The organism is Brucella sp. 22210 (assembly GCF_052045675.1).
GTDB lineage: Bacteria > Pseudomonadota > Alphaproteobacteria > Rhizobiales > Rhizobiaceae > Brucella.
In genome coordinates this window covers 29,151-52,279 of the sequence record NZ_JBQEPD010000015.1, presented here as the reverse complement: position 1 = coordinate 52,279, position 23,129 = coordinate 29,151, and the positions used below count along the sequence as shown (strand labels likewise).

The window sequence follows — 23,129 nt, the reverse complement described above, 5'->3', positions numbered from 1 at the left end:
ACCATCTATTTCAAGAATCAATGGATACAATTGATTGACACCGCGCAAAGAAAGTGAAAGCTTAGCACTAACAAAACGAGAATAAATGTGGGAACCGCTCTGGCTTGTTCAGAGCATCAAAACCGCCGGTATCGCGCGTAATGTCCGACCACTGTCTGCCGCTTGCGAGTCTCTCGCAGGTGATGGCCGAGCTTTGTCTGTAGAGGAAGAAATGCCGCAAACGAAGACCGTATCGAGTTCCACCCGCTGGCTAGAGTTTGGCACGACCAAGAAGGATTGGGATGCGGAAGGCGCTGCTGGGTTGGAAACGATGCTCTCATCGCTCCATCTCATCCGCGCATTCGAAGAAGCCGTCCTTGAACTTGCAAATGAGGGGCTGGTTCACGGCCCGGCACATTCATCTATTGGTCAGGAGGGCGGCGCGGTTGGCTCGATCTTGCCGCTCCGGGCAGATGATCAGATTAACGGCTCTCACCGTGGACATCATCAATTTCTCGCGAAGGCTTTGAACTTTGTCGCGCCCGATGGTCTGCCTTTCGGTATGGCATTTGACGGTTCAATCCGTTCTCTTCTTCGCCGCTCTCTAGCCGAAATCATGGGGCTTGCCGAAGGGTTCTGTGGCGGTCGCGGTGGGTCTATGCACCTGCGATGGCAGGCCGCAGGCGCGCTGGGCACCAATGCCATTGTCGGCGGTGGCGTGCCGCTGGCGGCAGGTGCTGCTTTCGCACACAAGCAGTCGGGTTCGGACGCGGTTGCGGTAAGTTACTTTGGCGACGGCGCGGTGAATATCGGCTCGGTATTGGAGACGATGAACCTCGCTGCAGCCTGGCGTCTGCCTCTATGCTTCTTCATCGAGAACAACCGCTATGCGGTCGCGACCAGTCTGGAAGAATCAACCGCAGAAACACGTTTGGCTGCGCGCGGACAGGCCTTCGCCATTCCATCATGGCACGTAGACGGGATGGATCCGCTTGCGGTCAATCTCGCAATGAAAGAGGCGCTTGCACATATGCGCGCCGGAAACGGTCCGACCATCATTGAGGCCGAGGTTTACCGCTACTTCCACCAGAACGGTTCGTTCCCGGGCTCTGCCTTTGGCTATCGCACGAAAGAGGAAGAGGAAAGCTGGCGGGCGAAAGATCCGCTGGATCGGGTAGCACGAGAAATGATGGCACGTGGCCTTGTCGACCAGACCGGTATCGATGCGTTGAGAGCGCGTTGCAAACAGATCATGCAAGATGTGGCGGAAGAGTTGACGGATCGCGTGGATAATCGCCGTGTTATCAAGGCAGGGCTGTGGCCGAAGCCGGACTTCTGCGATGTCGGTATTCGTAGCGATGGATCCGAATTATCGGGCCTGCAATATGTCGAGAAATCGAACTTCACCGGCGGCATCGAACAACGCAAATTTGTCGACGTCATTGCTGATGTGCTGGACCGGCGTATGGAGAAGGACGACGGTATCGTCATCCTTGGCGAGGATATCCATCGTTTGAAAGGTGGAACCAACGGCGCCACGCGTGGCCTCAAGGCGAAGTATCCTGATCGCATTCTTGGAACGCCGATCAGCGAGAATGCGTTCATGGGCTTGGGCGGTGGACTTGCGATGGATGGGCGGTATCGTCCGATTGTCGAGTTCATGTATCCGGACTTCATGTGGGTCGCAGCCGATCAGGTGTTCAATCAGGTCGGCAAGGCGCGTCATATGTTTGGTGGTGACATGGCCGTCCCTCTTGTCCTGCGCACGAAGATTGCGATTGGCACAGGCTATGGTTCCCAGCATTCCATGGACCCTGCTGGCATTTTCGCCACCTCGCCGGGCTGGAGAATTATCGCGCCATCCACGCCATTCGACTATGTCGGGCTGATGAACACAGCGCTGGCGTCGAATGATCCAGTTCTGATGATAGAGCATGTTGATCTTTATCAGACGATGGGGCCAGCTCCGGTCGGAGATCTTGATTACTTCATTCCATTTGGCAAAGCGTCGGTACGCCGAAGCGGGTCTGCCGCGACGATACTGACCTACTCCGCTATGGTGCAGGCAACGCTTGATGCCGTAGAGGAGGCAGGTCTGGATGCCGAGGTTATCGATCTGCGATGCCTCGACCGTGCCAGCATCGATTGGGAAACCATCACTGAAAGCGTGAAGAAAACCAACATGGTCATGATCGTCGAGCAGGGGCCGCGCGGTTCTTCTTACGGCGCATGGCTTTCCGATGAAATCCAGCGTCGGTTGTTCGACTGGCTTGATCATCCCGTCGAGCGGGTCAGCGGACGCGAAGCTTCTCCGTCGATCTCCAAAGTTCTCGAACGCGCTGCCTATGCAGGGCGAGAAGAGATTGCGGCTGCATTGGCAACCCTGCCGGAGCGACACCATGCCTGAGTTTTTGGTCATGCCATCCGTCGTGGCCAATGCGCGTGACGGCACCATTGCCCGGTGGTTGAAAGTCGAGGGAGATGCTGTTGTCTCAGGCGAGGCCTTTGCCGAGATCGAGACGGACAAGGCCGTCATCGAAATTCCTAGCCCCAAGTCAGGACGTGTGGCCCGCATATTGCATGGCGATGGAGCGACAGTAACAGTTGAGACACCGATCGGCATTCTCGCGGATGAAGGGGAGACTGAAGCCGATGTGGCACAGTTGCTTTCAGCCTCTATTCCTACGGTACTTGTTCAACGGGAAGCAGTAGGCTCTGATGCAATAGCAGTATCGACGGCTGAAATGCCGGGTAGGGATTTGAACCGGCGCATATTCGCCAGCCCGCTTGCACGCAGGCTTGCAGGCGAAAAGGGTATCTCGCTCTCTGACATCAATGGGACAGGACCGCGCGGGCGTATTCTTCGCGGCGATGTTGAGGCTTTCGGTACAACGATACGCTCGGCCTCTTCTACTCCCAATCCCGTTGCCCAGCAGACGGGGGTGGTTAATGACGATGTATCTGTTCTCCGATCGCACGATGTGGAGATCCCGTATGTTGCCATCCCGCATTCCGCCATGCGGCGGACGATTGCACAGCGTTTGAGCGCGTCCAAACAAACGATTCCACATTTTTACCTGAATGCCGAAATCGTTGTCGATGCGCTGCTTGAACTTCGAAAGCAGATCAATGCTGCGCGTCCGGCAGAAGCGCGACTTTCGGTTACGGATTTTCTGGTCAAGGCAGCCGCCGCTGCATTCGCCCGCGTTCCTGCCTGCAATGTTATCTGGACGGAGGACGCTCTCCTCAGCCTGCAACGAACGGATATTTGCGTTGCGGTGGCGACAGATGGCGGATTGATCACGCCGGTGGTCAAGGATGCAGGCAAGAAATCGCTGTCCATAATCTCGGATGAGATTTCCGATCTGGCACTCAGAGCCCGCAATGGCGGTCTGAAGCCGGATGAGTATCGTGGCGGTTCGTTCACCATCAGCAATCTCGGCATGTACGGCGTGAGCGACTTCACCGCCATTATCAATCCACCGCAAGCCGCAATTCTTGCAGTCGGCGCGATTGAAGAACGGATTGTGTCTCGGGAGCGCATAGCCGTTGACGCCCGCGTCATGCGCGTGACGCTTTCGCTCGATCATCGGGCAATAGATGGCGCTTTGGGAGCGCAATGGTTGTCCAGTTTCAAGGAGCTGCTTCAGAACCCGATGCAAATTCTCGTCTGAAGCCTAATACCTCGTCACAAGAAAAACAGAGGGCGAGCAATGATCATAAAAGAGAGAGGAACAGGAACATGCATAAATATGGGAAGATGCTTCTGGCAACCGGTATCGCGACTGCGGCATGCCTTTCTAGCGCCTATGCTCGCGATCTGACTGTTGTTGGCTTTGGTGGGGCAATTCAAGACGCGTTTCGGGAAGCCTATTTCACGCCTTATGCCAAGGAAAAGGGCATCAAGGTGCTCGAAGACACGACCAATGGCGGTCTAGCCAAGCAGAAGGCAATGGTCGACGCGGGAAATGTCACCTGGGATGTCATGCAGATGGAGGACGACGAAGTCACCATGGCGTGCGAGCAGGGGCTTCTCGAAAATATCGATTGGTCGAAAAAGCCACATGCGGATGAGATTGATCCCAGCCAGTTCAAGGAATGCGCTGTTGGTGCTCTGAGCTGGGCCAACATTTTGACCTATGACAAGGCCAAGCTGACAGATGGGCCGAAGAACTGGGCCGATTTCTGGAACGTGGAAAAGTGGCCGGGCAAGCGCGGTTTGCGTAAGACTGCGAAGCTGACCATGGAAGTAGCCTTGATGGCAGACGGCGTGCCGCCATCGGAAGTCTATAGCGTGATTGCCACGAAGGAAGGTCAGGACAGAGCCTTCGCCAAGCTCGATCAACTGAAGCCACATATCCAGTGGTGGGAGAGTGGAGCCCAGCCGCAGGAATGGCTCTCTTCAGGCGATGTCGTCATGACAACAGCCTATAACGGTCGCGTCGACAATGCTCAGAAGGAAGGGAAAGATTTTGCTATCGTCTGGGACGGTCAGATCAACTCAACCGAATTCTGGGCCATCATGAAGGGAACTCCAAACCTGGATGAAGCAACGGCTTTCGTCGAATTCATGATGTCAAAAGAACCGCAGACAACCTTTGCCAACAATATCGCTTACGGTGTTAGCAACGTCAAAGCCATGGAAGCCCTTCCTGCGGACCGGTTGGCAAAACTCCCATCTGCTCCGGACAATCTTAAAAACGCGGTGCGTTTCAACTCGGAATTCTGGATTGATCACGGTGAGGAACTGGCAGAACGCTTTGCCAGCTGGGTTGCTCAGTAAGCCGACTGGATAGTGTTAAAGGCCATGCCGGCAGATTTCCCGCCGGCATGGTTTAAGGAGGCATGGTTCCGATGACCTTGATCGATGAAGACACAGCCGCGACCAAGGCAACGCGCCGGGAATGGGGGCGAGCTGGCAGACGTCGGCGTGTTGTGTCCTTAATGCTTGTGGCACCGCTTCTATTCTATGTGCTGCTGACATTCATGCTACCGATCGGCATGATGCTCTACAAGGCAATTGATAATGCCGAACTGACGCAGGCTCTACCAGAAACGGTGGCCGAATTGTCGCGCTGGACGACGAACGATTCAGCGGAGTTGCCGCCGGATGTTGTTTTCACGACTTTCGTACAGGAAATTGCCAGCGCTCCACGCAACCTTGTTGCTGAGGCTGCCCGGCGCTTGAACTATGAGGAGAGTGGCTATCGCACGCTTCTCACCAGCACCGTTCGCAAGTTGCGTACACTACCAGACGATATCACTGCGGATGGTGCGGCACGCCGTTTTCTGGCTGGAATCGACAAGAGGTGGGAAGAGCCAGCCTACTGGCACGCGATGAAACGTGCCTCGCCGGCCTACACGCCTTACTACATGCTTGCCGCAGTCGATCTTGCCATTGATGACGGTGGTAAGGTGGTACAGGCACCTGAAGAGCAACGAACCTATGTCGATATCCTCTTTCGTACGCTCAAGACCGCAGCTATCGTCACTCTTGTTTGCGCTCTGCTTGGCTATCCGCTTGCCAATCTGATGGTGAGCGCACCGCGATTTCTGTCGATCGCGCTTATCATCGCTGTGATGCTGCCGTTCTGGACATCGTTATTGGCGCGTACCTCTGCCTGGATCGTTCTTCTTCAACGCGAGGGGCTTGTTAATTCGCTGTTTGGTTGGCTTGGTCTGATCCGACAGCCGCTGGAGCTGATCTTCAACACCACAGGGCTTTATATCGTCATGATCCATATGATGCTGCCCTTCATGGTCCTGCCTCTCTATTCCACGATGAAGGGTATTCCTCCCCATTTCATGCGGGCGTCGGCCTCGCTTGGCGCTCATCCGGTCCGCGGCTTCCTCAATGTCTACTTGCCGATGACGCTGCCGGGTGTCGGAGCGGGTGTGTTGCTCACCTTCATCGTGACGGCTGGATATTATATCACGCCATCGCTGGTCGCCAGCGCGCGCGACCAGATGCTCGGCTATTTCATAGCCTTCTTCGCCAATACCACCATCAATTGGGGCATGGCCTCTGCGCTTGGGATCGTGCTGCTGCTTTGCACCGTTGCAGTCTATGCGCTCGCCGCGCGCACAGTGGGTGTGCGTCAGCTTGCGGGGCTAAAGTGAGGTCGCCAATGCCATATCATCGTCAAGCAATGATTATACGGACGCTCTACTACGGCTTTGGCGTGGCTATGATACTCTTTCTGGTCGTTCCACTCATCGCTATCGTCCCCCTGTCCTTCAGTTCGGGCAGCTTTCTTTCCTATCCGCTACCGGGCTTTTCCTTGCAGTGGTATGAGCGTGTGTTTGCGAATGGTCCATGGCTTTCATCACTCAAGAACAGTCTGATCATCGGTTCGGTGTCGACGATTGCCGCAACCATTCTCGGCACACTTGCAGCTTATGCGTTTGCCCGTCGCGACTTGCCTATGCCAACCGCGATCCTCGGTTTCCTCATCGCGCCGATGATTGTTCCGCCTGTCATCAGCGGCCTGGGAATGTACTTTCTGATGGCGAAGTTCGGTCTGACCGCCAGCATGCCTGGAGTTATCATCGCCCATACAGTCCTGTCCGCGCCTTTCGTGCTGATCACCGTAACGGCCACGCTGCAAGGCTTCGACATGGGGCTGCTCCGCGCTGCGGCAAGTCTTGGCGCGTCTCCTTTCAAAGGCTTCATGACTGTTCTTGTTCCGGTCATTGCGCCGGGTATCATCTCTGGAGCGCTCTTCGCTTTTATGACTTCGTTCGATGAAGTCGTCGTAACCCTTTTCCTTGCCGGCCCCGGCCAACGAACCCTTCCCTTGAAAATGTTCGAGGGGCTTCGCGATAATATCGAACCGTCCATTCTTGCCATGGCAACGTTCCTCATGGTCGTCGCCACCCTCAGCCTCATCACCGCGCTGTTCCTCGTGAACCGCAATGCACGAAATCTCGGAAAGGCATAACATGACCAAAAAAGCCGATGTCCACATTCCTAACCCGCAGGCAGGTGTTGCATTCATTGACGGGCGCTATATGCCAGTCGCCGAGGCCAGCATTCCAATTCTTGATCGGGGCTTCGTGCGTTCCGACGCGACCTATGATGTTGCTCATGTGTGGAAGGGACGCTTCTTTCGTCTTGACGACCATATCGAACGGTTTTTTGCGTCCATGCGTGGGCTTCGCATGTCGCTGCCTTATACGCACGAGCAAATAGCCGAAATCCTCATCGAATGCGTCAGCTTGAGTGGTTTGCGCGACTCCTATGTGCAGATGACATGCACACGTGGAATGCCACCGGCTGGCAGCCGTGATCCGCGCCTTTGCACCCAGCGCTTTTATGCTTTCGCAACGCCTTTTGTCTGGATTGCGAATGACGATCAGCGCCGACAGGGCGTTCCCATGGTTGTCAGCTCGGTTCATCGTATTGCACCACAGGCGGTGGACCCACGCATCAAGAACTTCCATTGGCTCGACCTCACCATGGGAATCTTTGAGGCCTATGACAGAGACGCTTTCGTGGCCGTTCTGCGTGATGGGGATGGCAATATTACCGAAGGTGCAGGCTTTAACGTATTTGCTGTCAAAGATAATGTTCTCTGCACACCTGAGAGTGGCGTTTTCGAAGGCATGACCCGACGTACGGTTCTGGAGCTCTGCGAGCAATTGCAACTGCGTTGCGAGGTCCGTCCAGTTGCCATCGGAGAGCTTCTCGGTGCCGACGAAATCTTTATGACCAGTACGGCTGGTGGCATCATGCCTGTGACCACAATCGACGGCAAGACAGTCGGCGATGGCACGCCCGGCCCGTTAACGCGTCGATTGCACGATGTTTACTGGCAGAAACAGGAAGACGGCTGGCTCGCGACCGAAGTGCCGTACAGGGATTGATCCCGGCAGAAAGTGCTTCCCGGTAACACGGGAAATCAGGAAATGCGCACTAGCCGCACGAAAGGTTATTCATGGAAACCGGACACATCGTTGAATTCGTCGGCGTGCAGAAAACCTATGATGGACGCACCGTAGTCATCGAAAACCTGAACCTGTCGGTAAGGCAGGGCGAGTTTCTAACCCTTCTCGGCGGTTCAGGTTCTGGTAAAACCACAACGCTGATGATGCTTGCCGGTTTCGAAACGCCTACCCGTGGTCATATTCTCGTCAAGGGAAAGCCGATTGAACACTTGCCGCCCCACCGCCGGGGCATTGGTGTTGTCTTTCAGAATTATGCTTTGTTTCCCAACATGACCGTAGCGCAGAATCTGGCTTATCCATTGCGTATGCGAAAGATGAGCAAACGGGAAATACAGGTCAAGGTCGACAAGGCCATCGAGATGGTTCGCCTGGAGGGAATGCAAAACCGTCGGCCGAGTGAGCTTTCCGGCGGGCAGCAGCAGCGTGTTGCGCTTGCTCGCGCGCTCGTCTTTGAGCCGAGCCTGGTTCTGATGGACGAACCGCTGGGCGCACTCGACAAGACGCTGCGCGAACATATGCAATATGAGATCAAGCAAATCCATCGGGATTTGGGTGTCACGATGGTCTATGTCACCCACGATCAGACTGAAGCACTTGCCATGTCCGACCGCATTGCCATTTTCGAGCGCGGTTCGGTCACTCAGATCGCTAGCCCGCAGGAGCTTTATGAGCAGCCCGCAAATGTTTTCGTGGCGGGCTTTATTGGTGAGAACAATATCATCTCCGGACATTCGGAAGGTGTCGATGAACGAGGCTATGGAACCATTCGCCTCGACTGCGGCCAAACAGTGCGGGCGGACCTGTCCTCCACTTTTGCCTATACAGGCAAGCCAGTGAAACTAACTATCAGGCCCGAACATCTCGTGATCGGCACAGCGGCGCAGAGCCGCTCCAATCAGTGCAAGGGAACAATCTTGGACACGACTTACCTCGGCGACCATTTGCGCGCGCTGGTGGACATTGGCGGCGGGCAGACAATGGTGCTTCGCAAGCCACTTCTGGATTTCACCACCAGACCGGTGGCGGGTGACGCAATTCTTATCGGTTGGAACGATAGCGACGCACGCGCTTTCTCATAGGCGTCTGCTTAACTTCCATCATTCAAATCAGGAGTTTAAAATGGTTTCGACGACTGGCACGGTCGGAGTGCCCCAACCGAACAGTTTCGAACCGTCGGATGAAACCGTTGCAATGCTCAAGGAGCGTGCACGGTTTATTCGTCTCGAAACTGTTCGTCTCATCGAGATCGCGAAAACGGGTCATTATACGTCGGTATTCTCCGCGGCGGAGATATTCGCCGCACTCTATTACGATGTGATGCGTATTCGACGTGGCGAACCGAACTGGACGTCGCGTGACCGGTTCACAATTGGCAAGGGTCATGCAGCAGTTGGACTGTTTCCGATCTATGCGGATCTCGACTTTTTCCCCACTGACTGGCTCGACAACTATACCCGTCTTGGCAGCCCGCTTGGTGATCATCCCGATATGCGCAAGGTTCCTGGCGTGGACTTTTCGTCCGGCTCAATCGGTCATGCGCTTTCCAATGGGCTTGGTATGGTCTTGGCGCAACGCTGGACTGGGGAAGACTACAAGGTCTTCTGCATGATGGGTGATGGGGAAATGCAGGAAGGTCAGGTATGGGAAGCTGCTATGAGCGCAGCCCAGCACAAGGCTCGTAACCTGATCGCCATCATCGACCGGAACGGTTATCAGCTCGACGGCAAGGTCGATGACGTCATGAACATCGAACCGCTGGACGAGAAATGGCGCGCTTTCGGTTGGGAGGTTCATGTGGTTGATGGACATGACATGGCAGCAACGACCGAGCTACTACGGCGCGTGCGTGCCGACGACCTGCGTCAGGTTCCTTGCTGCATCATAGCCAAGACCATGAAGGGCAAGGGCGTTTCCTACATGGAAACCGAGCCGGGCTGGCATCTGGGTTATCTCGATCCATCGGATGCCGAAGCCGCCATTGCTGAAATCAAGTCGCGGGAGATCTAACCATGAACCACACCCTTTCTCCCAATTCCTGGCAATATCGTGGCTTGAACGCAGCAAATCCCGGCCTTGATCATCTCTCGAACGGTCTGATTGATCTTGTGAAGGCTGGACACAACGTTGTGGCGGGTTCTGCCGATCTTCAATATTCGAACGGTCTCAATCGGTTTGCGTCGGTTTACCCTGACCGATACATTTCCTTCGGCATATCCGAACAGAATATGGTGAGTGCGGCAGCTGGCATTGCGACCTGTGGTGTCACGCCTTTCATTGCGACGTTTGCTTCGTTTATCGCGTTGCTTGCCTGCGAGCAGATCCGCATGGACGTTGCTTACTCTGCGCAACCGGTGCGAATGATTGGCCATCACACCGGCATTTCACTTGGCTTTTACGGGACGTCACACCACGCGACCGAAGATATAGCAACGACACGCTCGATTGCCGATCTGTCCGTCGTCTCGCCAGCAGATGGTGCTCAGCTGGAAGCAGCCATTCGTGCCTCGGCCAATCATGATCGCCCGATCTATTTCCGTATCGGCCGGGGTCGAGATCCAGTTGTTTACGACAAGGATACGCCCTTCGTTTTCGGTAAGGCTTATGAGCACATCCAAGGGGAAGAGCTGACGATCATTGCTTGTGGTATGGCGGTTCACGGTGCGCTCGAAGCTGCCCGCGCGATGAATGCCAATGGCCGCTCTGTCGGGGTGATCGACATGGCTTCGATCAAACCCCTCGACCGGGAGGCTATTCTTTCTGCTGCCTTGCGCACAAAGAAAATGATGACCGTGGAGGAACACAACGTTCTGGGTGGGCTTGGCGCGGCTGTGGCCGAGGTTTTGGCTGACGAAGGCGCTGGTGTAAAACTCAAACGTCACGGAATCTACGACGAGTACAGTCTCATTGCACCGCCAACGCATCTTTATGCGCATTACAAGTTGGACGGAGCAGGCATTCGTTCAGTTGCGGAAGAATTCATGAATTCTTGAGTCTGATATCGTTACGCTACAAATGCTTTTCTATTGAGAGAGCATGTTGTCGCGAACTGTGTGATGATTAACGACATCAAAAGCATTTTGCCGTAACGAAGCTTAATGACTTGGAGTAGATTTCAAAAAAGACTTGTGGCTGCCCTCCTGCTCCTGTTGATGCTGGCACAATTTAGTGCCGCATCGGCCGGCACAGTGGATTCTTCAGACATCCGCAGTTCTTGTTGGGCTTCCGGCTCCCTGTCTGAGGACGTTGTCGCGATAGTACGTCAGGAGGAGCGATGGTCCTGCGATAATCGGAAATTCTCTATCGAGGCTGAGCGTGTCCTGCTTCGCTTCGACATCTCTTCCTCCGACAATCTTCCGCGATATCTACTCTCAAGGCGGAGCGCACTTGAGGCTGTGCATTTGCTTGCAATCGATCGGGATGGGGCGTTTCGACAAACTTCTGTTCCCGCCGCTGCATTGGCCAGTTCAATGGACGGGGGCTATTTCAAGGCTTCTCTGCCGGACGTGACCCGTGAAACTCGACAGGTCGTCGTCGCGATCGATATGCCGAGCCACCGAATGACCCTGGAGAGGGCTTATCTTGCGCCGACGGACGAAGCCGGTGGGATCGATGGCATGCGATTTCTACTTGTTCTGGCAGCGCTTGCCGGCATGCTCATCATGCCTCTGATCTTTAATGCGGCGTTTTACCGGGCGCTGCGTGAACCCTTTGTTCTCTGGCACTCGGCTCTCACATTTTCATTGCTGATGACTATCTTTGTATCATCCGGCTTGTCGGTTGCACTCTTTGATCCCCCTGCAATGACATTGAGCTGGATGACGACTGCGATCTTCGGGATGACAGTCGCCTCAGGTGCGATGTTTACCCATAGTTTTGTCGAACCCGGCTTAATGCATCCACTTCTGCGACGCTTGCTTCCCTATTGCGCTGTGTGGGCAATATTCCTGAGTACGTTTCACGCGGCGCTTCCATTTGTAGCGCGTCCTATACAGTCGAGCGTATACACGGCCGCGTTTGCGCCGGTTCTTGCAATCTTCATACTGTCAATGATCGATGCACTGCGTCGTGGAAGCCGCGCGGCGCGATTCCAGGCCATTGGTTACACACCCATAGTGTTGGTCGGGTTAATCCGGTTGGTGAGCGGCGTAATTCCGGGGTTGCAAAGCACCGACGCCATGCTCCTGTTCTATATCGGCTGCGTGTGTGAAGTCCTTTTCACGACGCTTGGCGTGGCGGAGCGTTTTGTGACAATGAAACGCGAGCGGGACCGCGCGCGCGACGAAGCTGAACTACTCGAACGGCTGTCTGAAACGGACCCGTTGACGGGCCTGCTCAATCGACGGGCGATAGAACGGCAGTTCGTACAACTTCGCGCGGAAGGCTTTACCGCACTGGCCGTTATCGACATTGATCATTTCAAGGCAGTCAACGATGTAAATGGTCATGGTGTCGGAGACGAGGTGCTTAAGGCTGTGGCTAGCGCGCTTCAAGCAGGGCCGACCGTTCGCGCGTACCGCCTTGGCGGTGAAGAATTCGTGCTTCTTTTACGTGGTGCGGACGCCGACATCCAAGCGGAATTACGGCGTCAGGCAATTCCAGCGATTGTCGCTCGTACAGTTACAGGTCTAGAACGACCAGTGACAGCCAGTATGGGGCTGACTGATCTGATGGGCAATGAGGGCTTTGCAACCCTCTATGAACGTGCAGACAAATTACTTTACGAAGCAAAGAGCGCTGGACGAAATCGAACAAGAAGCACAATGAAGACGATGCCAGAGCTAAAGGCTGTACCGCGCGAACAATCCGCAATCGCGTAAACGAAAACTTGTGGCGGACCGCTTCCAGTTCTTGAACGGCAACTAGGTTTTTCGCTTCACTCACTTCAAATAGTGAATATGAGGCCGACCGCTATAGGGAGAAGGTTCCACACGCGCGTCAATCGAGAAAACTTGCTTGAGAATATTCTCGTTGATTACTTCTTCCGGTGTTCCCGAAGCGACAATCTTTCCAGAAAGCATGATAATCAATTCATCGCAGAACATGGCTGCATGATTAAGATCGTGCAAAGCAATGATGCTCGTTATCGGTAGTCCGGAAACCAGCTTCAACAAGCTCATCTGGTGCTGAACATCCAAATGATTGGTCGGCTCATCAAGGATGAGCTCCTTTGGCGTTTGCGCTAAGGCTCTTGCTATATGTGCACGTTGCTTCTCACCACCTGACAGGCTCTGCCACGGGTCATTTTTCTTGGCCGTCATGCCAGTGCGTTCAATGGCGTCCTGTACAGCTCTCTCGTCCGCTCCTGTCCAGCCGGAGAACATCGATCGGTGCGGAAAACGCCCAAGTCTTACAACATCCATCACCTTGAGATTGGCGTTGGTCGTCGCGTGTTGCTCAACAAAGGCAACACGCTGCGCAAGACTGCGCCGGGCAACCGAATTGATATCCTTTTCATCAAGCAGGACACGTCCGGAATAGGGGCGTTTCAATCCGGCGATCAGGCGCAGCAATGATGTTTTTCCAGAACCGTTTGGTCCCAAAAGTCCCAGCATCTTTCCGGGCTTCGCTTCGAAAGACACATCGTCGATGACGGCTTTTTTGCCAATTTTCCAGATAAGATTCTCGGTTTTGATCGTCATGATGGGCGCTGAAACCGGTAAAGAATGATCGAGAAGAACGGCACGCCGACAAGTGCAGTCACCACACCGATGGGCAGGACCTGTTGGGGTATCAGTGCGCGCGAAGCGATATCGGCCAGCACCATGAAGATCGCACCGACAATGGCACATGCATGCAACAATCTTATGTGCAGGGGGCCGACGATGAAGCGCGCGGCATGAGGGACGACGAGCCCGACGAAGCCTATTGATCCGACCATGCTGACAATGGTGGCCGTCATCATTGCCGTCAGCGCAAAGAGAATAATGCGCGCACGGCCGACATTCACGCCAAGCGAGGAGGCGGCCTCATCCCCGAAAGCAAATGCATCCAGAACATGGGCATAGAGAAGGCAGGCGATAAGACCAAGGGTGATGACGACGGATACCAGCGTGAATTCTGGCCAACGAACGCCACCGAAGCTCCCAAGCAGCCAGAACATCACGTCGCGAGCCTGCTGCGCATTGCCGGATGTGGTGACGATGTAGGAGGTTGCTGCGTTGAAAAGCTGCGATGCAGCGACGCCCGCCAGAATGGTGCGGTCGGCGCCGCCCCGTGTTCCATTTGAGAGGAGGGCAACGAAGAAAAACGCCGCGAACGCGCCAACGAATGCGCCTGCCGACAATGAAACAGCGCCAGCGCCGATGCCGAGAATGACAACTGTGACAGCGCCGGTCGATGCCCCCGCGGAAATGCCCAGAACATAAGGTTCTGCCAGCGGATTGCGCAAAAGCGACTGCATGATCGCGCCGGAAAGAGCGAGGCCTGCACCGCAAAATGCTGCCACCAATGCGCGGCTCAGACGATAATCCCAGATCACCGTCTCATGAATGCGATTAAGTTCAACAGAACTCCATCCCAGGCGATTGGTTATCGCTGCAAAGGTTGTCGATAAAGGGATCGGCAAGTCGCCAATACCGACGCTAATACCCACCACGAATCCGATTGCGGCAAGCGACGCCAGCAGCATTATGCTGAAAGCGCCCCAATGCCTTAAAGACTGGCTGGAAACAGTCACTTGAGAATACCGAGTGCTTTCAACTGTTCCGCGACCTGCTCTGCACCGTAAATCGTACGGATGGTCGGGTTCATGGCTTGACCATCCATGACGGCAATGGCCTTGTTCTTGACCGCTGGCATCTGGCTGACCGCAGGGTCTGTATTAAGAAACTGAATCTTGGCTTCAGGCTTGTCGAGCTCCCAACGATTACGGTCAAGATTTGCGACAACAATCACATCAGGGTTCGCGGCGATAATGCTTTCCCAACCAAGGGTTGGCCATTCAGCTTCCGCCTTGATGGCATTCTCGCCGCCCAGAACATCAGCGATGAAGCTTGAGGCGCCATTTCCGCCGCCCAAATAGGCGTCTGCGGATGGCGATGGGCTGGAGAACCAGAATAGGTAAGAAAGTTTCTTGCCGCTTGCAGGAACGCTTGCGCGCAAAGCCGTCTCGCGCGCCTTGAAATCGGCGATTAGTGCCTGGCCGCGATCTGAAACATCGAAAATCTGCGAAAGCTCGTCGATCTCCTTATACAGAAGATCCATGTTCCACAGCTTGTCGCGGCTGCCATATTCATCCTTGACTTGCTCTGTGCTCAGGCATGTGCTCGGCGAAAGATAGGTTGGAACGCCAACCTTGTCGAAATCATCGCGCTTTGCGACCTTGCTATTTGGCCCGATGAGGCTTGGAAGAGCTGCCGCTACGAAATCCGGATTTTCGGCGAGGATCGATTCAAAAGTCGGGAATTCAACGGTTAGAAGCTTCACTTTGGAATTGGCAGGCTCAAGTTGCGGCAGAGCCTTGCTTGGCCAGAATGCCGTTCCCGCCATTTTGTCCTCAAGGCCCAGAAGCAGCATTATTTCGGCACTGTTTTGACCAAGGCCGATAGCGCGTTCTGGCGCTTTTGCAAATGTAACTTTCGTTCCGCAGTTGTCGAGTGTCAGTGGATATTGCGTGGCCGCTTCCGCTGGATTGTTCTGGAAAGCGAACAGGGCGACAAGGCTCGTAGCGGCCAGAAGTGTTTTCATTGCGGTCACTGATAATATCCTGAATTGCGGGTCGCGGTTTGTCGTTAGCCGTGTGAAACCGGCTTCTCTATAAGCTGAATGTTGTTTTTAAAACAAGAGTTAAATGGTCTTATTTTAAGCGCGCCGTTGTCGCGATCGCCAGCTGTTCGGCTTTCGTTGGAACCGAATGCTCTGTGAAGATTGAGAATTTCAACTGTGATGCCCTTGCTATATGGGAGCAATTCTGCGGACGCGGGTTTCTACGCTCATGCCGGGCAGGTGAGCGGCAAACTCGCGAGTTGGCTCAAAGCGCGAAGACCGCGCTGATTTTGTATTTATGGCCTAAGAAAAACCATGATTTAAGCGAGAACATCTGAAAATAATAACGATGCAAACGGTTAGTAGGGACACTCTGTTTGCATTTTTCAGATCGAAGACGGTCAATGAAAAAGCAGCTTACTGTTGTGGGCAATGGCCCACTGTCCCGCAATCTATCGAATGATATCGACAGTTCCGATTATGTGCTGCGATTCAATGTGCCCCATTCCTTGGACGGTATGGCTGGCTCCAGAACTGATCTTCTTATGTTGGCGACATCTGCCAAGCAAATGCAAGATTGGTTGCACGATCCGACTTTCCTGAATTCCATTTTCATGCGCAATACGTCTGAAATTCTCTTTGCCGTTCATCCGAGCATCATCAGGCGTTTTCATCATCAACCAAACTTCCTATCGCGCATCAAAGGACGACGGGCGGACTGGACGCTTCCGGCTTTCGAAATCTTGAGTGCGACGGGCAAACCCATACGAATACTTCCGCCTCAAGCCTATTTTGACGTCTGTGCTGAACTGGGGATCGCGGAGGCACAGATGAAGCAGCAATTTCCGAGCACGGGTTTTTTTGGCGTCTGGCACATGCTGCGAACTTTTCCATCAAGTGATTGGGATATTCGGATCTGTGGTTTCAGTTGGGAGGGCTGGAAACACCACAGCTGGTCCGCCGAACGGCACTGGATTGAAGACAGGATCAACTTGGGACAGATCCGGCCTTTATCGTGAAGCTGATTTTGCGTCGGGCAGCGCATGTGCCCTTTCTCCGTGTTGGAAATTGTTCATTATCAGTGAGTTCGATATGTTCTTCAGGCTTTTTGACAAGTTCCGGGCATGGAGCCGCGCACATCGTTCGATGGCGATAGCGTTCCCAACATTGGCGGAACTCGCTGCAAGCAAGCGGACCAGCAATGTTCCGACGGGAACGATTGTTGCATTTTACACGACCAATAGTTTTTACGAACACGAGAAGGACCGCCTTCTCGCAAGCGCTCGATGTCTTGGGCTCAAGATCATCACCGTTGCCGTTGAAAATACGGGAAGCTGGGTGCGCAATGCGAGGCTAAAGCCCAATGTGCTGGTGCAACAACGCAAGATGGTGAGAGGTCCGTTGCTCTATGTCGATGTTGATGCGGTGCTGCATCGCGATCCTTGGCCAGCATTGTTGTCCATCCGGAGCGACATAGCCGCGTACTATGAAAAAAGCGGTCATCTTCTGAGCGGAACCGTGCTCATTAATGACACCCCATCCGCCCTGGCTCTTCTGGAAGCGTGGCAAAAGGGATGTACGGACGAACCGGATCTCTGGGATCAGCTGGTGCTGGAGCACATCGTCACGCAGGATTCCGCTGAAGCGTCGCCGCATTATTCGATAACCCGGCTTCCCGTGTCCTTTTGCTGGATATTCGATAATCTCGATAACGAGCCGATTGAACACATCTATATTGAACATCTTCAGGCCAGTCGCGAGGCGAAGAAACGTCGACGTTTCCTGGGTCGCACTGGAAAGCGGCTGCAACGCCGACGGGACCGGATCGCGGAGATTGAGCACATTTTATTGAGCCGGACCGATGCAGATCGTCGTATTGACCTGTCGATGAGGGATCACTGAATGTCGGTGCCTATTCTTCTATATCACCAGATCGCACCGCTACCACAAAAGGACATGCCGTTTCATGGCTTGTTGGTTCATCCGGCTCGATTCCGCTGTCAGATGAAATGGTTGAAAAGAGCTGGTTATCGCGGGCTCTCCCTTCGCGACGCCTTACCTTACATCAAAGGTGAAAAAGCAGGCAAAGTGGCGGCGATTACTTTCGACGATGGCTTTCTCAATGTGCTGGAAAATGCCGCACCGATACTAGCCGAATATGGTTTCACAGCGACCAACTATCTCGTCGCCAATCAGGTTGGTGGAAGCAATGTCTGGGATCAGCCGCTTGGAGTCCCGAAGACACCTTTGATGTCCGCCGCGCAATTGCGGGAATGGGCAGCTCTCGGACATGAGGTGGGCGGGCATACGCTTGATCATGTCCACCTGACCGAAACGCCGGACAACGAGGCGAGACGGCAGATTTCCCTATCAAAGACGGTTCTGGAGAATATGCTCGGTGAAGAAGTCTCCAGTTTCTGTTTCCCCTATGGTGAAAACAATCCGATTCATCGCGAAATGGCCGAAGAAGCGGGGTTCAAAACGGCCACAACCACTGTTCGAGGACGAGCAGGCTCGGCGAACAACTTGTTTGAACTGCCTCGGATCAGCATCCGACGCCGGGATATTTGGCCAAAGTTCCTCATGCGAGTATGCAACAGCTAGTTAGGCGCTGCTCTGTCATCAGTAGTGCAGATCGGGATTGAGCGGCTACCTCTGAGAGTTACATTTGGCGCTAAAAGGCCTGGAACTACCAATTTTTGTAATTTTGCCGATAGGCTCTTGACTTAGAGTGCACTCTAACAATTAGCTTCTTCTGCGTCGTGACGAAAGAAGGGCTCCGATGAAGATTGGCGAGTTGGCAAAGCGCTCCGGACTGTCGGCCTATACCATCCGCTATTATGAACGGATTGGCCTGCTTCCTTTTGCTGACAGAGATCAATCAGGCCAGCGTGATTACGACGCATCGATCCTGACCTGGATAGAATTTCTGGACCGTCTCAAGATGACTGGAATGCCTATTCGGGAAATGTTGCACTATGCAGCGTTGCGGGAGCGCGGCGTCGGCACAGAAGCTGAACGTGGTGTGTTGCTTGAACAGCATCGCGAACGTGTCCGTGCACATGTGGCCAAACTGCAAGCCTGCCTTGTCGTCCTCGATACCAAGATTGCCGGATATGTCGGCAACGAACAGAGGATGAAAGACTATGACGCATCAATTCCCGAACCCCGACGAAAGCCGTCTGGAACGCGGTAAGCGCGTACTCGCTGAAATCGACGGCCAAGCTGGTCACAATGTCATTGCCGCATTGGCTGATATTGCCCCTGATTTTGCAAACTACCTGTTTGAGTTTCCATTTGGTGACATTTACAGCCGTCCGGGTCTTGATTTGCGTGCCCGCGAGATCGCAACCATTGCGGCGCTGACCGCGATGGGAACGGCCACCCCGCAACTAAAAGTTCATATCGAAGCGGGGCTGAATGTTGGTCTGACAAAGGCTGAGATCGTCGAAGTCATCATACAGATGGCGGTCTACGCCGGTTTCCCGGCAGCGCTCAACGGGCTTTTTGCGGCCAAGGAAGTCTTTGCCACCAGACAGGAGGGCGCGGCATAAGCGAACTGAGCCTTGCCCGTAGGTACGGGATGCACTGTCGCAGAGGTTTTCCGATGGTTGACTACTGTCTGAATTGCTTCGTGACACCTCGTGCCAGCGAACTGGCACGAGGTATTTTGGAGGTTAGAGTTGTGCGCGGAGCGCCTTGGCTGCGGCCACCATATTGATGAGGGCAGGGCGCACCTCCTCCCACTTGCGGGTCTTCAGGCCGCAATCGGGGTTCACCCAGAGCTGACCATTGGAAAGTCTCTGTCGGGCAAGGGAGAGCAGATCGGTCATTTCAGACACGTCAGGCACACGCGGCGAGTGGATGTCATAGACACCCGGTCCAATCTCGTTTGGATATTTGAACGACTTGAACGCATCGAGAAGTTCCATATGCGAGCGGGAGGTCTCGATCGAAATCACATCGGCATCCATATCGGCAATCGCGTCGATAATGTCGTTAAACTCCGAATAGCACATATGCGTGTGGATTTGCGTGTTATCCAAAACCCCACTCGAACAGATGCGGAAGCATTCGACAGCCCAGTTCAGATAGGTTTTCCAGTCCGAATGGCGCAGGGGGAGACCTTCGCGCAGCGCGGCCTCGTCGATCTGGATCATCGTCGCTCCAGCCTTTTCAAGATCGACCACCTCGTCGCGGATAGCAAATGCAATCTGCCGGCAGGTTTCCACACGTGGAATATCGTTGCGCACGAACGACCAGTTCAGAATGGTCACGGGTCCGGTCAGCATGCCTTTGACCGGGCGCGATGTCAGCGACTGTGCATATTTCCACCAGGCGACGGTCATCGGCTTGGGACGGGAAACATCGCCAAAGATGATCGGAGGGCGAACATAGCGCGAGCCGTAGCTTTGAACCCAGGCATGTTTCGTGAAGGCAAAGCCCGAAAGCTGTTCACCGAAATACTGAACCATGTCATTGCGTTCGAATTCGCCATGGACGAGCACATCGAGATCGATTTCCTCTTGCCAGCGAATGGCCGCTTCGGTTTCCTTGCGGATAAAGGAATCGTAATCGCTGTTGCTGATTTCGCCCTTATTGTGCAAAGCGCGCGCTTTCCGCACCTCTGGCGTCTGCGGAAATGACCCAATTGTTGTGGTCGGAAAGCGAGGCAATCCCAGTCTGTCACTCTGCAATTTCTGGCGTTCGCCAAAGGCGCTTGCGCGCTTTTTCATGCTGTCTTCTAGGGCGGCAACACGCTTCTCGACGGCCTTGTTGTGAACTTTGGCCGATGCCCTTCGTGCCGCAATGGCTTCGCTGGCGGCTTTGAGTTCCGGCAGGACCGTGCTTTTACCGGAAGCAAGTGCACGACCAAGCGTGGCAAGTTCCTTAAACTTTTGGGTCGCGAAGGCGAGCCAGCTTTTCAGATCAGTGTCGAGATCGGTTTCGAGTTCGAGGTCGATAGGTACATGGAGAAGAGAACAAGATGGTGCGATTTCAACAAGCTGTGGGTCGCGCTGTTCGATCACTGGCTGTATCAGATCAATGATCGAAACCAGATCTGCACGCCAGATATTGCGACCGTCGATCACGCCCAGAGACAATGTCTTTTCGGGTGCGAGCTTGGATACAACTTCGGAAAGCTGGTCCGGTGCCCGTACAAGATCGATATGCAATCCTGCGACCGGCAGAGATACGGCGGTGTCGAGATTACCGCCTAGATCTCCAAAGTAGGTCGCTAGCATTATTCTCGGTCCGGCGATAGCTGCCAGACGCTTATAGGCCAGTTCAAATGCCGCCAGCTCGTTGGGGATGAGATCTAGAACAAGCGCAGGTTCGTCAATTTGCACCCAGTCTGCGCCAGCTGTGGCGAGCTTCTGCAATAGCTCTTCATAAACTGGCAGAAGTTTTGGCAAAAGCGCTACGGGATTGAAGCCATCCGATGTGGACTTTGCGAGCTTCAGGAATGTAACGGGGCCGAGAATGACCGGGCGCGTATGGACGCCGAGCGCTTTGGCTTCAAGGAAATGATCAACGACCTTGCTGCTGGAAAGCTTGAATTCCTGATCGTCGGCAAGTTCGGGGACCATATAGTGATAATTGGTATCGAACCACTTGGTCATCTCCATGGCTGTCATGCCATGACCGTGATGAGCATGCCCGCAAGACGCTGCTTCGCCCTGGCTGCCGCGCGCCATCGCAAAATATGTATCAAGCGAAACTTCGCCGCCTTGCCAGCCATAGCGGGCCGGAATGGCGCCAACCATCACGGTCGCATCCAGTACGTGATCGTAAAGGGAAAAGTCGTTCGAAGGGATCTTCGTGATCCCCATATCCCATTGCTGTTCCCAATTGGCTGCACGCAGAGCGCTCGCCAATGTCAGCAGTTCCGTCTCGGTTGATTTCCCGGACCAGTAAGATTCAAGCGCGAATTTCAGTTCGCGGCGTCGACCTATGCGCGGCACTCCCAAGGTGGCGGTTGCGATGGTGACTTTAGACATGACTACTTAACCCCGATACAAGTTGGGGCGAGGTCATTTGAATGTGCGTGACAAAACCCGCTTCGACAAGCTGGTCAGAACCGCGACATCAGGGACACCCCGCCCATGGACGATATATAGCCGGGGCAGGTCTCCTGGCTCACGGGTCACAGCCTCCATTCGCCTTCCCGGATTCGCATCCAGTGACATGAATGAACTTCGGCTCGCCGCTTACAGTTGCGGGGGCAGCACCGGCCTTGCCTCTCGACGCACCGGCTTCCCTCTTAGCCTCAACCGAATGATCGGATGAGGAACCACGACGCGTATAGTCTGTCTGAATTGAAACAAGGTGTCAATATCATATAAAGAGATGTTTATATCTTTACGTCATTAATGGCGTCTACTTCATTCCGAACGTTTGCATCGGGCAACCAGATGCACATGAGGTCTTCGTTCAGGTATTTGATAAGGGCTGGATGGAGGATGGTGAATGACGGCGGATCAATTTCCGCTGCACCTTCTGCACTGGGTTGGATTCTGGCGGGCGCGTGGTCGATGCCATTTTGACCAACACGTTGCTAGCACAGATCAGTGAGGTGTTGCTGACCGTAAGCCTCAATGACCAACGCTATCGTCAATTACACACCGCGCCAAGCCACAACAAGATTACTTATCAATTTGAGGCGTAAACTCCGTTGGGTTAAGAGCGCTGATAAACATTGAAAATAGTTCTCCCTGGGAGGCGATACGGAGTTTGCCATAGATATTGCGTCGGTGAATGCGCACAGTCCCGGACGATATTCCCAGTGCGTGCCCTGTCGCGTCAGCCGAATATCCGCGCAGGACATAGCCCACGATCTCAATCTCGCGCGGGGTCAACGAGTTTCTATCCAAATTGCGGAAAGCACGTTCGATAAGTCCCGAGAGGTTTTCTCCTCTCGGTTTTGTTGCATTCTGCTCAAATCGTTCCGCCAGATCCGCCCAGTTGTGCCGCCCGACCGCTGCCACAAAAGGCACCAACTCATTCAGATCACGCAGCTCGCGGGCCGAGAACGGCTTTGACGTTCGCATCGCAGAAATGATGACACAAACGTTTGGCTCTACACTGAATTTGAAACCGATTTCTTCAGCCAGCTCCGTCTGCACATAATAATTGCGGAAATACTCTCCCTGATAGAACCGGTCAGGTGCCAAATCCCGTAGCCGTATGAGGCTCGGATCGCCGGGCAGAGACGATTGCAGGTAAAATGGATCCAGGAGATAGGGCCCCTCCTGATAATCCTCGACCATGACCTTGTGTTTCCATACCGGGAATTCCGAATGTAAAGCGATTGGCCGCCGGTTGCCGCAATATGCAAAGGTGACGGTGTGCTCGAAGGGCACGACCGTGCGGATCGCTTCGATCAGCGCCGCCGCAAATTGCGGTTGGTGCAACGCATCGATGACCCGTGCAGAGGCCAACGTCCAGTTCATCAGGAATCTCCGTCTATATGCCTTTTGTGATATATACACATATCG

General features: G+C 54.2%; 20 protein-coding genes and 1 riboswitch. Of the genes, 15 read left to right on the top strand and 5 right to left on the bottom strand.

Annotated features, from left to right (window positions below; genetic code table 11):
- The first annotated feature begins 211 nt into the window (after positions 1-211).
- The 10 genes from ACTJKP_RS17750 to ACTJKP_RS17705 all read left to right on the top strand — a co-directional run bounded on the left by ACTJKP_RS17750 (position 212) and on the right by ACTJKP_RS17705 (position 12,743).
- Complete coding sequence (locus tag ACTJKP_RS17750; protein ID WP_440631611.1) at positions 212-2,386, top strand: alpha-ketoacid dehydrogenase subunit alpha/beta; 2,175 nt, start codon at positions 212-214, stop codon at positions 2,384-2,386.
- Positions 2,379-3,653, top strand: coding sequence for a 2-oxo acid dehydrogenase subunit E2 (locus ACTJKP_RS17745; RefSeq protein ID WP_440631610.1), 1,275 nt, complete (start codon positions 2,379-2,381; stop codon positions 3,651-3,653). Before ACTJKP_RS17750 ends, ACTJKP_RS17745 begins: the two co-directional genes overlap by 8 nt.
- A 68-nt stretch (positions 3,654-3,721) precedes the next feature.
- Entirely contained in the window at positions 3,722-4,762 is a 1,041-nt protein-coding gene (locus ACTJKP_RS17740; protein WP_078340121.1) for an ABC transporter substrate-binding protein, read from the top strand.
- A 71-nt stretch (positions 4,763-4,833) separates the two neighbouring features.
- Positions 4,834-6,099, top strand: coding sequence for an ABC transporter permease (locus tag ACTJKP_RS17735; RefSeq protein WP_078340140.1), 1,266 nt, complete (start codon positions 4,834-4,836; stop codon positions 6,097-6,099).
- Positions 6,100-6,107: 8 nt separating this feature from the next.
- The gene (locus ACTJKP_RS17730) at positions 6,108-6,920 is read left to right on the top strand and encodes an ABC transporter permease (protein WP_078340122.1); all 813 of its coding nucleotides are present in this window, start codon (positions 6,108-6,110) and stop codon (positions 6,918-6,920) included.
- 1 nt (position 6,921) lies between these two features.
- Positions 6,922-7,845 carry an aminotransferase class IV gene (locus ACTJKP_RS17725; RefSeq protein WP_078340123.1) on the top strand — a complete coding sequence of 308 codons (924 nt, stop codon included), beginning with the start codon at positions 6,922-6,924 and terminating at the stop codon, positions 7,843-7,845.
- Positions 7,846-7,916: 71 nt separating this feature from the next.
- Positions 7,917-9,005 (top strand): ABC transporter ATP-binding protein, encoded by a 1,089-nt coding sequence (locus ACTJKP_RS17720; protein ID WP_440631609.1) that lies wholly within the window; start codon positions 7,917-7,919, stop codon positions 9,003-9,005.
- A 40-nt stretch (positions 9,006-9,045) separates the two neighbouring features.
- Positions 9,046-9,933, top strand: a complete 888-nt coding sequence (locus ACTJKP_RS17715; RefSeq protein WP_440631608.1) for a transketolase — start codon at positions 9,046-9,048, stop codon at positions 9,931-9,933.
- Positions 9,934-9,935: 2 nt separating this feature from the next.
- Complete coding sequence (locus ACTJKP_RS17710) at positions 9,936-10,916, top strand: transketolase family protein (RefSeq protein WP_078340126.1); 981 nt, start codon at positions 9,936-9,938, stop codon at positions 10,914-10,916.
- A gap of 402 nt (positions 10,917-11,318) precedes the next feature.
- A complete protein-coding gene (locus ACTJKP_RS17705) occupies positions 11,319-12,743 on the top strand; it encodes a sensor domain-containing diguanylate cyclase (RefSeq protein ID WP_440631640.1) in 1,425 nt (474 codons plus the stop codon).
- A 60-nt stretch (positions 12,744-12,803) separates the two neighbouring features.
- On the opposite strand, the gene ACTJKP_RS17700 is transcribed toward ACTJKP_RS17705, so the two are convergent.
- Genes ACTJKP_RS17700 through ACTJKP_RS17690 form a run of 3 tightly spaced genes read right to left on the bottom strand, consistent with a single transcriptional unit; the run spans position 12,804 to position 15,621 of the window.
- Positions 12,804-13,565 carry an ABC transporter ATP-binding protein gene (locus tag ACTJKP_RS17700; protein WP_078340127.1) on the bottom strand — a complete coding sequence of 254 codons (762 nt, stop codon included), beginning with the start codon at positions 13,563-13,565 and terminating at the stop codon, positions 12,804-12,806.
- Positions 13,562-14,554 (bottom strand): FecCD family ABC transporter permease, encoded by a 993-nt coding sequence (locus ACTJKP_RS17695; protein WP_440631607.1) that lies wholly within the window; start codon positions 14,552-14,554, stop codon positions 13,562-13,564. Before ACTJKP_RS17695 ends, ACTJKP_RS17700 begins: the two co-directional genes overlap by 4 nt.
- A 44-nt stretch (positions 14,555-14,598) precedes the next feature.
- On the bottom strand, positions 14,599-15,621 hold the full coding sequence (locus ACTJKP_RS17690; RefSeq protein WP_440631606.1) for an ABC transporter substrate-binding protein: 1,023 nt from the start codon (positions 15,619-15,621) through the stop codon (positions 14,599-14,601).
- A gap of 413 nt (positions 15,622-16,034) precedes the next feature.
- Between ACTJKP_RS17690 and ACTJKP_RS17685 the strand changes: the two genes are divergently transcribed.
- The 5 genes from ACTJKP_RS17685 (at position 16,035) to ACTJKP_RS17665 (ending at position 19,184) form a co-directional block, all read left to right on the top strand.
- Positions 16,035-16,649, top strand: coding sequence for a hypothetical protein (locus ACTJKP_RS17685; RefSeq protein ID WP_440631605.1), 615 nt, complete (start codon positions 16,035-16,037; stop codon positions 16,647-16,649).
- Positions 16,650-16,797: 148 nt separating this feature from the next.
- Positions 16,798-17,532 carry a putative nucleotide-diphospho-sugar transferase gene (locus tag ACTJKP_RS17680; protein WP_440631604.1) on the top strand — a complete coding sequence of 245 codons (735 nt, stop codon included), beginning with the start codon at positions 16,798-16,800 and terminating at the stop codon, positions 17,530-17,532.
- Entirely contained in the window at positions 17,533-18,234 is a 702-nt protein-coding gene (locus ACTJKP_RS17675; RefSeq protein ID WP_440631602.1) for a polysaccharide deacetylase family protein, read from the top strand.
- Positions 18,235-18,412: 178 nt separating this feature from the next.
- Positions 18,413-18,826, top strand: coding sequence for a MerR family transcriptional regulator (locus ACTJKP_RS17670; protein ID WP_440631601.1), 414 nt, complete (start codon positions 18,413-18,415; stop codon positions 18,824-18,826).
- On the top strand, positions 18,777-19,184 hold the full coding sequence (locus ACTJKP_RS17665; RefSeq protein WP_440631600.1) for a carboxymuconolactone decarboxylase family protein: 408 nt from the start codon (positions 18,777-18,779) through the stop codon (positions 19,182-19,184). Before ACTJKP_RS17670 ends, ACTJKP_RS17665 begins: the two co-directional genes overlap by 50 nt.
- Positions 19,185-19,307: 123 nt before the next feature.
- Here ACTJKP_RS17665 and metE read toward each other — a convergent pair whose 3' ends face one another.
- Both metE and ACTJKP_RS17655 read right to left on the bottom strand, forming a co-directional pair.
- Positions 19,308-21,632, bottom strand: coding sequence for a 5-methyltetrahydropteroyltriglutamate--homocysteine S-methyltransferase (gene metE / locus ACTJKP_RS17660; protein ID WP_440631599.1), 2,325 nt, complete (start codon positions 21,630-21,632; stop codon positions 19,308-19,310).
- Positions 21,633-21,739: 107 nt separating this feature from the next.
- Positions 21,740-21,945: riboswitch (cobalamin riboswitch) on the bottom strand.
- A gap of 332 nt (positions 21,946-22,277) precedes the next feature.
- Entirely contained in the window at positions 22,278-23,084 is an 807-nt protein-coding gene (locus ACTJKP_RS17655; RefSeq protein WP_440631598.1) for a helix-turn-helix transcriptional regulator, read from the bottom strand.
- Positions 23,085-23,129: the final 45 nt, after the last annotated feature.

What these genes read in the sequence shown, in the direction of transcription:
- ACTJKP_RS17675 (WP_440631602.1), top strand. Translation starts at nt 17,533, where the DNA reads ATGTCGGTGCCTATTCTTCTATATCACCAGATCGCACCGCTACCACAA.
- ACTJKP_RS17735 (WP_078340140.1), top strand. Translation starts at nt 4,834, where the DNA reads ATGACCTTGATCGATGAAGACACAGCCGCGACCAAGGCAACGCGCCGG.
- ACTJKP_RS17715 (WP_440631608.1), top strand. Translation starts at nt 9,046, where the DNA reads ATGGTTTCGACGACTGGCACGGTCGGAGTGCCCCAACCGAACAGTTTC.
- ACTJKP_RS17695 (WP_440631607.1), bottom strand. Translation starts at nt 14,554, where the DNA reads ATGCTGCTGGCGTCGCTTGCCGCAATCGGATTCGTGGTGGGTATTAGC.
- ACTJKP_RS17740 (WP_078340121.1), top strand. Translation starts at nt 3,722, where the DNA reads ATGCATAAATATGGGAAGATGCTTCTGGCAACCGGTATCGCGACTGCG.
- ACTJKP_RS17725 (WP_078340123.1), top strand. Translation starts at nt 6,922, where the DNA reads ATGACCAAAAAAGCCGATGTCCACATTCCTAACCCGCAGGCAGGTGTT.
- ACTJKP_RS17750 (WP_440631611.1), top strand. Translation starts at nt 212, where the DNA reads ATGCCGCAAACGAAGACCGTATCGAGTTCCACCCGCTGGCTAGAGTTT.
- ACTJKP_RS17745 (WP_440631610.1), top strand. Translation starts at nt 2,379, where the DNA reads ATGCCTGAGTTTTTGGTCATGCCATCCGTCGTGGCCAATGCGCGTGAC.
- ACTJKP_RS17730 (WP_078340122.1), top strand. Translation starts at nt 6,108, where the DNA reads ATGCCATATCATCGTCAAGCAATGATTATACGGACGCTCTACTACGGC.
- ACTJKP_RS17700 (WP_078340127.1), bottom strand. Translation starts at nt 13,565, where the DNA reads ATGACGATCAAAACCGAGAATCTTATCTGGAAAATTGGCAAAAAAGCC.
- metE (WP_440631599.1), bottom strand. Translation starts at nt 21,632, where the DNA reads ATGTCTAAAGTCACCATCGCAACCGCCACCTTGGGAGTGCCGCGCATA.
- ACTJKP_RS17710 (WP_078340126.1), top strand. Translation starts at nt 9,936, where the DNA reads ATGAACCACACCCTTTCTCCCAATTCCTGGCAATATCGTGGCTTGAAC.
- ACTJKP_RS17720 (WP_440631609.1), top strand. Translation starts at nt 7,917, where the DNA reads ATGGAAACCGGACACATCGTTGAATTCGTCGGCGTGCAGAAAACCTAT.
- ACTJKP_RS17655 (WP_440631598.1), bottom strand. Translation starts at nt 23,084, where the DNA reads ATGAACTGGACGTTGGCCTCTGCACGGGTCATCGATGCGTTGCACCAA.
- ACTJKP_RS17670 (WP_440631601.1), top strand. Translation starts at nt 18,413, where the DNA reads ATGAAGATTGGCGAGTTGGCAAAGCGCTCCGGACTGTCGGCCTATACC.
- ACTJKP_RS17685 (WP_440631605.1), top strand. Translation starts at nt 16,035, where the DNA reads ATGAAAAAGCAGCTTACTGTTGTGGGCAATGGCCCACTGTCCCGCAAT.
- ACTJKP_RS17665 (WP_440631600.1), top strand. Translation starts at nt 18,777, where the DNA reads ATGACGCATCAATTCCCGAACCCCGACGAAAGCCGTCTGGAACGCGGT.